The sequence below is a fragment of the Francisella-like endosymbiont genome (genome assembly GCF_003069505.1).
In the GTDB taxonomy this organism is placed as follows: Bacteria; Pseudomonadota; Gammaproteobacteria; order Francisellales; family Francisellaceae; genus Francisella.
The window spans coordinates 169,546-182,704 of record NZ_QAPC01000001.1 but is presented as its reverse complement, the minus strand read 5'-3'; the positions used below and the strand labels follow the sequence as shown (position 1 = coordinate 182,704).

Genomic DNA, 13,159 nt, shown 5'->3' with positions numbered 1-13,159 from the left:
TTTTATGATAAAGCTATTATAAGTTTGACATCAAACTTAGACAAATGATTTTTTTGATATTTCATTTAATTCTCTTTTGAGCAACTCGGCTCGCTCCAGAGATTTTTGCCAATGATTTACTACTATGATAATGACATATTGCTATTGCTAAAGCATCTGCTGCATCTTCTGGAGGTTTTTTACTCAAACCTAACAAAGACTGTATCATATGCTGGACTTGTGATTTAGCAGCTCCTCCAGTACCTACTACAGCTTGTTTGATTTGTTTGGCTGAGTATTCTCTAACCTCTAGGTTATTAATTGCTAGCGTACACATAGCCACCCCTCTAGCTTGTCCTAGTTTAATAGCGCCCATAGGATTCTGAAACATAAATATTTGTTCAATAGCAGCCTCAGTCGGTGCGTATATATTTATAATCTGTGTTATACCATCAGCAATCTGCTTGAGTCTTCTTGCCGTAGTTGTTTCTGTAATACGAATACAGCCACTTGCGACGTAATAGATTTTATTATCTTGGACTTTTATGACTCCGAAACCTGTTATCCTTGAGCCTGGATCTATTCCTAAAATAACCATTTAATACTTATTAATCACCCTATGACTACAAGATTTTACTACAGCTTAATAAAAATATATAGAAAACTATATAATAATGATAGTCGAATAAAAAAGCCTAACCAAGTTGCTCGATTAGCTCTTGAGTAAAGTTAGCATTTGAATAAACACTTTGTACATCATCTAAATCTTCTAGCTTATCAATAAGTGCCATAACTTTCTCTGCAGTTCCTATATCTAATTCTGCTTTTGTCTCAGCATCAAAAGTAACTTCAGCACTTTCAGAATTAAAACCTTTTTCAATTAAAGCCTCTTGTATATCAGAAAAATCATGTGGATCTGTGTATACATCTATACTGCCATCTTCATGAGTGATTATATCTTCTGCACCAACTTTCAAAGCGACTTCCATTAATGTATCCTCATCTACACTAGGTGGAAATGAGATGATTCCTCTTTTAGTAAACATGTATGCAACTGAACCATCTGTACCAAGATTACCACCACTTTTCATAAATGCATGACGAATTTCACCAACAGTACGATTACGGTTATCAGTCATACAGTTAACAATAATTGCTACACCCCCAGGACCATAACCTTCATAACGAACTTCTTCTACATTTCCACTTTCATCACCACCTGCACCTTTTAATATAGCTCTTTCGATAGTGTCTTTACTTATATTATTTGCTAGAGCAGTTGCTATTGCAGCTCTTAAACGTGGATTAGCATCTTTATCACCACCACCTAATCTTGCAGCAACAGTTATTTCTCTAATTAACTTTGTGAAGATTTTGCCACGTTTTACATCTTCTTTTGCTTTTTTATGCTTAATATTAGCCCATTTACTATGACCTGCCATTTTAACACCTTTTATCTAAATATAACTAACTATTTTTTCTATTAATTTTTCAATTCCTTGAGCTGCCTCTAAGATATTTCTTGCACACATATATGCTGAAGTTGACACAACTTTGACACTCTCATCAACACAAATATCCGTAGCATCCATAATTATAGCTTCAGCACCTTTTTTTGCTAGTATAGCTGTGGTATTTTCATCTGTACCAACAGTAGCTTTTGTACCTTCTGGATATACCAAAGGTATCATCAATGGTGCTATACATATATAACCAGCAGGTTTATCAGCTAGATAAAAAGCTCGTGCAAATTTTAAAACTTCTTCATCCATTTGATAGCTATCATCGCCAACAAAAGCAAAATCCATAATATTTTTAGCCGCACCAAAACCACCTGGGAAGATTACAGCATCATAATCATCGCTATCTGCATCAGCTATATCGATAACATTCCCTCTGGTAATGCGTGCTGATTCTTCAAGAATATTACGCGCTGATGCTTTGCTATCTAAAGACTGATGCAAATGATTAATCACCTGCTTTTGATCTGTATTTAGCGCAACACCCTGCCATTCTACACCTTGTTTTTCTAATGCTAATATTGCCAATACAGTTTCGTATATTTCTGAACCATCAAGATAACCACATCCAGATAATACTATCGCTACTTTTGCCATTTTTATTCACCTTTACATATTTTTTGATTTTACAAATCTAAATTATTTCTTTTGAAAACTCTATCAGCTCTATAGCTTGATCTTACCATAGGTCCTGATGCTACTTCTAGGAAACCTTTTTCGAGACCTACTTTGCGATACTCTTCGAATTGTTGTGGCGTCACAAATCTCTCAACACTTAAATGATGCTTTGTCGGTTGCATATATTGTCCTAGCGTGATTATATCAACTCCTACACTTCGCGCGTCATCCATAGTCTTGTATATTTCCTCATCAGCCTCTCCTAAACCTACCATAATACTAGTTTTGGTAAGCACATTTGGAGATTTTTGTTTAACATATTTTAAGAAGTTTAATGTTTGCCAGTACCCTGCACGTGGATCACGCACCGGATGAGTAAGACGATCTACAGTTTCAATATTTTGTGCAATTACATTTACTTTTGTATTTATGATTTTATCAATATTTTCCTTAATACCAGCAAAATCTGGGGTCAATGCTTCTACTTTGATATTCTCATCAAGATTTTTAATAGCTGTAATAGTTGCTGCATAATGTCCAGCACCGCCATCCTCTATATCATCACGATCTACCGATGTTAGTACAACATATTCAAGCCCCATAAGCTTGACACTCTCTGCAGCATTCATAGGCTCATCTTTATCTAACCAACCTTTTGGATTACCTGTATCTACAGAACAAAACTTACAAGCTCTAGTACATACACTTCCCATTAGCATAATTGTTGCTGTACCATGGGACCAACATTCATTGATATTTGGGCATCTTGCCTCTTCACAAACTGTTGATAGTTTATGTTTTTTTGTTATAGACTTAACTTTTAGATATTCTTTAGAATCTTGTTTTTGCACCTTCAACCAATCTGGTTTACGCACATGCACAGCATTACCTTTCTTATTTCTGATGCCATCTTTGACAGCATGAAAACCATGATCTGTAGTATATTTACTACCACTTTCGACTTTTACTTTTATACTAGATATTTCTTTCATAATATTTTTAGCATATTCGCTTAAGCTATAATTTCCCTACATTATAAAAGATAAACTCCTATTTATAAATAATTAGTTCAAGATTATCTTTATTCCTAAGTTACCAGTTAGTTATTAAGATTATCAAACAATTTTTTAATATTATAAATTTGCAGATACTTTCAAAAACCTTTAGACTTTAATAAATATATAAAAAAACAAGGAAGACATATAATGATATCAAAAAGATTATTAGATGCTTTAAATGATCAGTTTAACTACGAGTTAGAGTCAGCAAATATTTATTTAGCTATGGCTGGCTATACTACAGATCTTGGCCTTGGCGGCTTTACTAATTGGTTTATGGCACAGTATGAAGAAGAACTTTTTCATGCAAAAAAATCATGAAGTTCATCAATGATAAAAATGGTCGTATCGAAGTTAAATCTGTTGCACCACCACAAAATAAATTTAATTCATTACTTGAAGTTTTTGAGGCAACTCTTGCACATGAACAAGAAGTCTCTACTAGATTTTATAACCTAATGAATATAGCTTTAGAAGAGAAAGAGCACTCTACTAAGAGTTTCCTACAATGGTTTATAGATGAACAAGTCGAAGAAGAAGCAACAGTTGGCAATATGATTAATAAAATCAAACTTGTCAAAGACAGTGGTTTATATTTACTAGATCAAGAAGCTGCTAAAAGAAATTTTAATGCACCTTTACTAAGTAATTTCTAAGCAAAATTTATATTCCTTTAATAAATCTTATTTAAAAGTATGCCCATATCAGTACTAAAAATCCAATTAACATAACACTTACATTAGTATCAAAAAAATAACTCTGATACATACTAGCACTTTCTAAAGCGCTCACTCCATCTTTTGGTAGAGCAACTACTTGATTTAATAATCCTGTTATAGAGTTAGCCATAGTACATTATAAATAATGCAGCTGCTAATAAACTCCTATTGCAAATTGATATGGGTATATAAAATCTTGGAAACATTGGATATATTCTTATTTAAAGCACACCACCAAATATTATCAAAATTTGATTAACCATCTGATAGCTCGCAGCATTAACTAAAACCAAACATTAAGAGATCTGAGTTATTTTTTGCTGCCATAACAAGCGTTGATTCCATTTGATTATAAAATAACAAAAAATACCACAGCTACAATTATCAATATCAAACCAACTATTTGTTTAATACGTACATCTGACTTTAAGAAAAACATTGTTCTTAATTAATAAATAGTAATAAACACATCGTGCTAATACCGGCTACAACAACATTTGCATAGTCTCTTCTATAGAGATAACAAATAAGGGTAAAATATAGACTATAACAAGATAACTAAAAACAATTTTTTTAACTACAGTTGTTACTGGTTTTTTATCAATCTCATCAACAACATTATCATATATTTTATATCAGTATGCGAAATTAGTTATAGCTAGTAATTTACCAACAAATACCACACTCAAGACTGCCAATGTGCCAAATTTATAACCAATTAGTATAGGAACAATAATAAATGCTAGTAAGCTACCTAAGTTAATAGATATATAAAACATTGTCATAGCACTCTTAGCATTTACTAGGATCTTCACTATATATTTTAGATACCATTGTAGAGGCTGTTCCTATTTGTAATGAACCACATATAGGTATTAGAGCAAAAACAAAAATAAAAAATTCATTGCTTACTTTGACAAAAAACCACTTAAAAACACAGTTAAATAACCAAAAGCAAGTAATAAACTTCCTAAAAATATTGACCTTCTCAAACCAAGGTATCTATCTGCTTAGATAACCACCAAACATAATAATTGAATAATTCATGGCTTTATATATATACCCTGAAATGAATAGGCGTAGTTCTCAAAAAATCCAATACCATAATCTATAACAGACTTTGTTAGATAAAGAATTAAAATAACACTGAAACTATAAGTGGCGAACTACTCCCAGAATGTAATTGTAGCAATTGTAAAGCTTTGCTTTGTTTTTAGATCTTTAAACATAGTATTTCCGAAAGAAAATAAATTTTATACTAATATCTTTTCTAAAAATAAAAATTAGCAAATTTTGTATTTTTTAACATAGTATCTGATTACCTAAACAAGTTTACCTAATCTCAAGAAATGATATAATTAAGCAAAATTATAAATGTATAAATAAACAATTATGAAAATATATATGTATCACCATTGCCCTTACTGCATAAAAGTAAGACTAGTTGCTGACCTAAGCAATTTAGACTATCAAATGATAACCTTAGCAAATGATGATGAAAAAGTTCATATCGATAGAATTGGCTCAAAACAAGTACCGTTTTTAGAAAAAAATGATGGCACTTTTATCAAAGAAAGTGATGAAATCTGTAAGTTTATTGCCAAGACCCAGAATTTTGAGATTGCAGAATCAACTATTGATAGTTTTGTCAAAGATTGTATTGTTGAACTAGCACCACATTACCGCAAAATTGTATATCCACGAATTCCTCATCACCCACTTAATGAATGTGACTTCCCAACGCAAAGCGCTAAAGAATATTTTATAAATAAAAAAACACAATATATTGGTGATTTTGATGCTTTACTTAGAAATCCTCCTTATGACTCGATCAGAGCAATAAACCGAATACTTGCAAAGATTGATCCTTTGATAAAAACCCCTTTTATCAATGGTAAGAAGTTTTCTTGGGATGATATAAATATTCTTCCAATATTTTTTATCCTAACAATGGCTAGAGATTTACTTGAAATACCAACAAATATTACCAATTATATAAAAAATATTGAAGCTAAAACAAACATAGAATTATACTAAAATGATTATATCCATAGAAGCAATTGATAAAGTATTACCACAAACACAATGCCAAAAATGTACTTACCCTGACTGTTATAGTTACGCTAAAGCTATTACAAATGGCAAACAGCATAATAAATGTATCACAGGTGGAGAAAAAACTTTAAAAGAGCTATCAAAACTTTTAAATAAACCTGAAATAGCTTTAGATAGTTCACTAGGACAAGAAAAACCACGAGCTGTTGCAAAGATTGATGAATCAATGTGTATTGGTTGTGAGAAATGCTTACTTGCATGTCCTGTTGATGCTATAGTAGGCGCAAAAAAGCTCATGCACACTATAATTGAAGCAGAATGTACAGGCTGTGAGCTATGTGTAGAACCATGTCCAATGGACTGTATATCTTTAGTAGATTTATCTGCAAATAAACAACCTAATAATCTAAGTGATGATGTTTATACAGATCAAAAAAATAACTATCGTGATAGATACGATTATCATAAGCGAAGAGTAAGTCAAACGAAGGCTAAACAAAGAGAAGTTTATAAAAATATCACTACTGCCGAAGAAATTGACAAAAAAGCCTATATCGCGGCTTCATTAGCTAAGTTTAGAAATAAAAAGAAATCTTCACCAATTAATGAATAAGCAAAAAAGAATCCAAATTTTTGAAACATGGAAACGAAATAACCCAAAACCATCAACAGAGCTTGAATATACATCTAATTTTGAACTTCTAATCGCAGTAATTTTATCAGCTCAAGCAACTGATATAGGTGTCAATAAAGCTACCAAAATATTGTTCAAGGTTGCTAACACTCCGGAACAAATATACGCTTTAGGTGAGCAAAAATTAGCTGAGTATATAAAATCTATTGGACTTTACAAAACCAAAGCTAAAAATGTCATAGCAGCATGTAAAGATTTGATTGAAAAGTTTAATAGTACAGTACCAAATAATTTTGATGATCTGATATCTTTAGCTGGTGTAGGCAGAAAAACTGCAAATGTAGTTCTTAATACAGCTTTTGGGCAACCGACAATAGCGGTTGATACACATATTTTTAGGCTTGCAAATCGTATCCCATTAGCTAAGGGTAAAAATGTTAATGAAGTTGAAAAAAAACTTCTGCTTGTTATTCCTAGAGAGTATCTACATGATGCTCACCACTGGATAATATTGCATGGTCGCTACATCTGTACAGCCCAGAGACCTAAATGTCGTAATTGTATAATTTATGATTATTGTGAATTTAAAAATAAGGAAAAATATCGATGATTCTCTCTCAAGATAGATACCAATTACGCAAGCTTTTTATCGATAGCTGGGATAAGTTTGTTAATAACAAGCCTTTGACTGCCTTAGAAGAGCAAATAGCTAGGATTATAGAGTTACATCCAGAGTATCATAAACAGATTACTCTTGATAATATTGACAAAGACTACTCACCAGAAATCGGACAAATAAATCCTTTCTTACATATAAGTCTACATTTAGCAATTATTGAACAAATCCAAATTAATCGCCCATTTGGCATAACTAATGTTTATCAGCAACTTCTAAACAAATATAATAATGATGAACATAAAGTACATCATATTATGATAGACTACCTTGCAGAGGAGATGTGGAAATCACAAAAATATAACACTCTCCCAGATGAACAAAACTATTTAACCAAACTACAAGAGTTAGCACTTATATAATGAGAAATTCTACAAAGATCTCAAAAGTAAATATTAACTTTAAGCAACCTAAAGGTTTACATATTATAGCCTTTATAACTTTTTGCTTATGTTTATGTATAGCTCCTTTTATGACTATAAAAAATGACTATGGTAATATTAACTTCTTTTATAATCGTAATGACCATCTTTTTGTAGTATTTTTTGCTGGGATTTTTGGCTGTATTAGCAACTATATTTTTGGCTCAACTAAGTCAATTATTCATGGTCTACAGTTTATTATAGTAGCGATTATTCTATCTTTTATTCATAATATGGTTTTATTTAGTTGTGCTGTATTATGGATTGGCCTTGCAATAGTTATTGTTAATTTACTTTTTAACTTAAGTGCTTTTTACCTCAAGACAGATATTCGCAGAATATATGGCTTTATTGGTGTATATTCAAGTGCTTTACTTGGAGTTGCTGCTGGAATTATTATTTACTTTTTAATTCTTAAAAGTATATACCATTTTAAGATTCTCTATCTTTTTATAGTAATCTTTTTATTGTTATTTTTCCTTAAGAATAGTTATAAGCTTAATACCTCATTAACAAGTCAAACAGAAAGAGTCAACTTAAGCTTTTATGGGGTATTTTTGATTTTCTTTATATTTGCTTTTATACTTTTTTATTTATTTGTTAATCTAAATGTTTTTAACAGTTTAAACTTAATTATTCTACCTCTATCGCTGATATACTTACATATTCTTACGGTTTCTAATAACAAAGAAAATGGTAAAAATCTCTTAAAATATATCTACTTCAGTCTAACACTTATAGTTATAAATAAAATCTTTTATCTTAGTTTTCTCAGATACGAACATGTAGTAAATCCAAAGTACCTAAATTCTGCGATTAGTACTTTTTTATTTTTATTAGCTGGCTATTTATTATGCATAATAATGTATTTTGGTTAGAGGTTTAAATTTATAACTCTGCGTATTGAGTCAATCACAAACTCGCATATCATCAAAACGATGCTGTATATCGAAGCTATACGAGTGTTTATTTTAATGATAGCAATATTTACAAATAATATCCTAATCAGCAACATAATCCTTATGATTGCTACCATTTTAGCTTTGGTTTTAAATATTTTGATTGTGCCAATATATTTCTCTCTTGGCAAAATACTTGTAGGTGGCAAAAATGAAATTATCACTACAACGCTACTATATTTAATATTCTCATCGCTAATATTTGTATCTTTCTTGTATGATATTTCTATTAGTTTATAAATAATTTTTTGTAAATTTAGCTTTACGCCTCATATCTAACACTATACAATTATGTTATAATTTTTCATAATTATTTGCTAATAAGCTTTTATTGAATATACAAGACAAATTTAAAGGAGAAAAAATGAATAACTTTGAAAATAACACTCGTGTAATAAATTTACTCTCTCAAGAGTCTGTACTAAGAGCAAACAAAGTTCTTAGAAACACATATTGGTTGCTATCTATGACACTACTATTTAGTGCTTTTACAGCATTTATAGCGATGAGCACAGGCGCAACAATAATGAATCCATTACTAATGCTAGTAGTTTACATTGGTTTACTATTTGGTATTAATGCTACTAAAAATTCACCATGGGGCATAGTTTTAACTTTTGCTTTAACGGGGCTTTTAGGCTATTCATTAGGCCCTATACTAAATATGTATCTTACTATGTTTAAAAATGGTGCTGAACTAATCATGATGGCATTTGGAACTACAGGTCTTATCTTCCTTGGTTTATCTGTAGTTGCAATGAGTCCTACGAGAAATTTTAACAGAGTGGGTTCATTCTGTGCTATAGGTGCTATTGTAGCCTTAGTAGCTTTAGTTATTAATATATTCCTACAACTTCCTGCTTTGGCTTTAGTTATGTCACTAGTATTTGCATTTATATCTGGTGGTTTTATCTTGTGGCAAACAAATGCTATAGTAAGAGGTGAGGAAACTAATTACATCTTAGCTACTGTAAATATTTATGTTTCTTTATTTAACATATTTGTAACTCTATTACAAATCTTTGGTACTATAGGCGATAGAGAATAATAATTTATATTATCATTTATCTTAAAATTTCTAATCTAATAATTTTCTAATGCTTAATAACCAAATATCTGCCAATGATACAGTTGTATCTGGTGCTTATGGCTCTGCTTTTAGTATTTTATTTAATGAGTATATCAAGCAAAATAATCAGTTTAATTTAATCGTCACTGAAGACTCACAACAAGCACATAAGATATACAAAGAATTAAAATATCTCAATAAAGATAATCTAAAGATAGATATTCTATTTTTTCCAAATTTAGAAATCCTTCCTTATGATAGATTCTCAACTGCTGTAGATATTATATCTAGACGTCAAGAGATTTTACATAAAATAACACATCAACCCAAAAATACTCTAATAATAACAAGTATCTCAAATACACTAAGAAAACTAGCACCAGCAAGTTTTATACAGGAGCATAGCTTTATACTCAAAACAAGTGATAACTTAAATATCAGCAAATATAAAATGCTCCTTACAGAAGCAGGTTATACTTTAGTAAACAATGTTTTTGAGAAAGGTGAATTTAGTATTCGTGGTAGCATTATCGATATATACCCTATTGGCTCAAAAATTGCTTTTAGGATAGATTTTTTTGATGATGAGGTTGATAGTATCAAAGAGCTTAATACCAAAACTCAACGCTCTGGTAATCAAGTACAATCAATCAACATTACGCCATCTCATGAGCTAGTATATAACGATCAAAATACTGCTTTTGCTTTGGATAAACTCAAAAGATTATGCGGTGAGAAAGCTCTTAATTCAACTATTGCAACATATATAAAGAATAATGAATATTTCAGTGGCATTGAGTTTTATTTACCTTTGTTTTATGACAAGCTTACTAGTCTTTATGATTATTTACCACAATCAACAAATATTCACTTAGTTGATAATATTGCTAATTCAATCGAAGCTTTCTCTGAAGAAGTAAAATTTAGATATAATGAGCTTAAGCATGATAGTGATAAACCAATTCTACCCTATCAAGAAATTTTTTACTCACAGCAAGAGATACAAGATATCTATCGACAATATAAAAATATCAAATGGTTTCAACAGCCAAAGTCAAAATCTAAAACACTCAAAGTAAACCATTTAGAAAAAATCTCAGCAAACTACAAGCTTGCAAATCCATTTAGAGATTTGCAACAGCTTGTTGATAAAACTAACTTTGATAAAGTTATTTTCTCAACTAATTCAAATGGGCGTGCTGAAGTGCTTCTAGAGCACTTAAATAAGCTTAATCTAAATATAAAAAGCTGTAAAAGCTTTAATGAAGCTTTAAAAGTAGCTGCTAAGTTCTGCTTAATAATTTCACCTTTTCAAGAAGGGGTAATTATAGACAAAAAAATTGTTTTAATTACAGAAGCAGATTTATTTCCTGAACATAGTTATAACTCCACTAAAGTTTCACAGCATGATTACCACTCTAGTGTTGACCTTAAAGATCTTACAGATTTAAAACCATGAATGTATGTTGTCCATATTGACTATGGTATCAGTAGGTATGAAGGCTTAGAAAGTATTGAGCTAAATGGTAAAAAAGTGAGTTTATATTACTAAGATATGCAAATGATGCCAAAATCTATGTACCAATCACATCGTTAAATTTAATCTCTATTTACAGCTCTTCACTTACCGAAAAGATAGCTCTAAATAAACTTGGTACAGATAAGTGGAAAAAACAAAAAGAAAAAACTATCAAAAAGATTATTGATGTAGCAGCAAATCTTCTCAAAATTTATGCAAAAAGAAAAATGCGTCAAGGTTTTAGCAATAGCTTAGATGAGGAGGAATATCTTAGATTTTGTGCAGGTTTTCCTTATGAGGAAACTCCTGATCAGCTTTCAGTTATTAATGATGTATTTAAAGATATGATCTCAGCCAAACCTATGGATAGACTAATCTGTGGTGATGTAGGTTTTGGTAAGACAGAGATTGCGATGCGTGCGGCTTTTCTAGCTACACAAAATCAAAAACAAGTAGCAATCTTAGTACCTACAACAATCTTAGCTCAACAGCATTATAATAGCTTCAAAGATAGATTCGCTAATACTGCTGTTAATATCGAAGTAATCACCCGTTCAAAAACTCCAAAAGCTCAGCAGCAACTTTTTGAAAACCTCAAAAAAGGAACAGTAGATATAATCATCGGCACTCATAAACTAATTTCATCAAAAATTGACTTTAAAAACTTAGGTTTACTAATTATTGATGAGGAACATCGTTTTGGCGTTGCTCAAAAAGAAAAGTTAAAAGCTCTAAAAGCTGAGATAGATATTTTGACTATGTCTGCAACACCTATTCCGCGTAGTTTAAGTATAGCATTCTCTGCACTAAGAGACCTATCAATTATCGCCTCACCTCCTGCAAAACGTTTATCAGTTAAAACTTTTGTCAAAGAATATGATAACAATATAATCCGTGAAGCTGTAAGTCGTGAGACTATTCGTGGTGGGCAGATTTTTTATCTTTATAATAAAGTTGAGACTATTCAAAAGAAAAAAGAAATTCTTCAAGAATTATTCCCACACCTACGCATAGCTATAGCTCATGGACAAATGAGCGAAAAAGAAATCCAAAAAGTTATGTTTGATTTCAAACATAACAAATATCATATCTTACTTTGTACAACAATTATTGAGACTGGTATTGATATTCCCAATGCAAATACTCTAATTATCGAAGATGCTAATAATCTAGGCTTAGCTCAACTTCACCAACTAAGAGGTAGAGTTGGTCGTTCACATCACCAAGCTTATGCATATATGCTAATACCAAAGAAGCAAGTATTACTAAAGATGCGCTAAAAAGGCTTGAAGCCATCAACAACACTGAATCACTAGGTGGCGGTTTTACTTTAGCTAATCATGATTTAGAAATTCGTGGTGCCGGTGAAATACTTGGGGAGGAGCAAAGTGGTAATATCGATGGTATTGGTCTAAATCTATATATGGATCTACTCGATAAAACTATTGCAAATCTAAAAACTGGTAAAGAACTAAATATTGAAGAGGTTATTAACTCTACAATCTGCGAAGTTGAGTTAAATATTCCAACATTAATTCCTGACTATTATATTAATGATGTCAATACTCGTTTGAACATCTATAAACGCATATCTAAAGCTAATCACAAAGAGCTAGTTAATATCAAGATTGAGCTAATTGATCGCTTTGGTAAACTACCTTTAGAAGTTCTTTATCTACTAAAAGTAGCACATATAAAAATAGATGCAATAGTACTAGGGATTGCTCAAATAAAAATGTTTGCAACATATGGTAAAATTAGTTTCTCAAATAATGCAAAATTTGAACCACAAAAGCTAATAAAACTTATTCAATCACAGCCTAGTGATTTTAGACTTACTAAAGAGCATGATCTACTAATCATAAAAACCACAAAAACTGCAGAGCAAAGAATCGAGTTTATTGAGAATTTTTTAAAGAAGGTTGCTTAGC

Annotated in this window: 11 protein-coding genes and 3 pseudogenes; 8 read left to right on the top strand and 6 right to left on the bottom strand. The window is 31.0% G+C overall.

The genetic code is table 11. From position 1 onward, the window contains the following. Nucleotides 1-61: 61 nt before the first annotated feature. The 4 genes from ruvC to lipA form a co-directional block, all read right to left on the bottom strand. Nucleotides 62-577 carry a crossover junction endodeoxyribonuclease RuvC gene (ruvC, locus tag C9379_RS01065; RefSeq protein ID WP_143385071.1) on the bottom strand — a complete coding sequence of 172 codons (516 nt, stop codon included), beginning with the start codon at nucleotides 575-577 and terminating at the stop codon, nucleotides 62-64. 97 nt (nucleotides 578-674) lie between these two features. After that, nucleotides 675-1,421 carry a YebC/PmpR family DNA-binding transcriptional regulator gene (locus tag C9379_RS01060; RefSeq protein ID WP_143385072.1) on the bottom strand — a complete coding sequence of 249 codons (747 nt, stop codon included), beginning with the start codon at nucleotides 1,419-1,421 and terminating at the stop codon, nucleotides 675-677. A gap of 15 nt (nucleotides 1,422-1,436) precedes the next feature. After that, complete coding sequence (elbB, locus tag C9379_RS01055) at nucleotides 1,437-2,096, bottom strand: isoprenoid biosynthesis glyoxalase ElbB (protein ID WP_143385073.1); 660 nt, start codon at nucleotides 2,094-2,096, stop codon at nucleotides 1,437-1,439. Between the two features lie 29 nt (nucleotides 2,097-2,125). Next, entirely contained in the window at nucleotides 2,126-3,109 is a 984-nt protein-coding gene (gene lipA / locus C9379_RS01050; RefSeq protein ID WP_143385074.1) for a lipoyl synthase, read from the bottom strand. 213 nt (nucleotides 3,110-3,322) lie between these two features. Here lipA and C9379_RS01045 point away from each other — a divergent pair. Beyond that, nucleotides 3,323-3,831, top strand: a pseudogene (locus C9379_RS01045) (ferritin). Nucleotides 3,832-3,862: 31 nt separating this feature from the next. On the opposite strand, the gene C9379_RS01040 reads toward C9379_RS01045, so the two are convergent. Both C9379_RS01040 and C9379_RS01035 read right to left on the bottom strand, forming a co-directional pair. Continuing rightward, nucleotides 3,863-4,024 (bottom strand): hypothetical protein, encoded by a 162-nt coding sequence (locus C9379_RS01040; protein WP_318263385.1) that lies wholly within the window; start codon nucleotides 4,022-4,024, stop codon nucleotides 3,863-3,865. A gap of 505 nt (nucleotides 4,025-4,529) precedes the next feature. Then, a complete protein-coding gene (locus C9379_RS01035; RefSeq protein WP_343377493.1) occupies nucleotides 4,530-4,709 on the bottom strand; it encodes a hypothetical protein in 180 nt (59 codons plus the stop codon). A 577-nt stretch (nucleotides 4,710-5,286) separates the two neighbouring features. On the opposite strand from C9379_RS01035, the gene grxB reads away from it, so the two are divergent. The 7 genes and pseudogenes from grxB (at nucleotide 5,287) to mfd (ending at nucleotide 13,158) form a co-directional block, all read left to right on the top strand. Continuing rightward, nucleotides 5,287-5,931 carry a glutaredoxin 2 gene (gene grxB / locus C9379_RS01030; RefSeq protein ID WP_143385075.1) on the top strand — a complete coding sequence of 215 codons (645 nt, stop codon included), beginning with the start codon at nucleotides 5,287-5,289 and terminating at the stop codon, nucleotides 5,929-5,931. Nucleotide 5,932: 1 nt separating this feature from the next. Continuing rightward, the gene (locus tag C9379_RS01025; protein ID WP_143385076.1) at nucleotides 5,933-6,562 is read left to right on the top strand and encodes an RnfABCDGE type electron transport complex subunit B; all 630 of its coding nucleotides are present in this window, start codon (nucleotides 5,933-5,935) and stop codon (nucleotides 6,560-6,562) included. Beyond that, nucleotides 6,555-7,193 (top strand): endonuclease III, encoded by a 639-nt coding sequence (nth, locus tag C9379_RS01020; RefSeq protein ID WP_143385077.1) that lies wholly within the window; start codon nucleotides 6,555-6,557, stop codon nucleotides 7,191-7,193. The genes C9379_RS01025 and nth overlap by 8 nt, the downstream gene beginning before the upstream one ends. After that, on the top strand, nucleotides 7,190-7,621 hold the full coding sequence (locus C9379_RS01015; RefSeq protein ID WP_143385078.1) for a DUF1841 family protein: 432 nt from the start codon (nucleotides 7,190-7,192) through the stop codon (nucleotides 7,619-7,621). The genes nth and C9379_RS01015 overlap by 4 nt, the downstream gene beginning before the upstream one ends. Further along, nucleotides 7,621-8,880 (top strand): annotated as a pseudogene (locus tag C9379_RS01010) (hypothetical protein). Before C9379_RS01015 ends, C9379_RS01010 begins: the two are co-directional and overlap by 1 nt. Nucleotides 8,881-9,004: 124 nt before the next feature. Next, nucleotides 9,005-9,688: a Bax inhibitor-1/YccA family protein gene (locus tag C9379_RS01005; RefSeq protein WP_143385079.1), complete on the top strand. Its 684-nt coding sequence runs from the start codon at nucleotides 9,005-9,007 to the stop codon at nucleotides 9,686-9,688. Between the two features lie 49 nt (nucleotides 9,689-9,737). After that, nucleotides 9,738-13,158, top strand: a pseudogene (mfd, locus tag C9379_RS01000) (transcription-repair coupling factor). Nucleotide 13,159 lies beyond the last annotated feature (1 nt).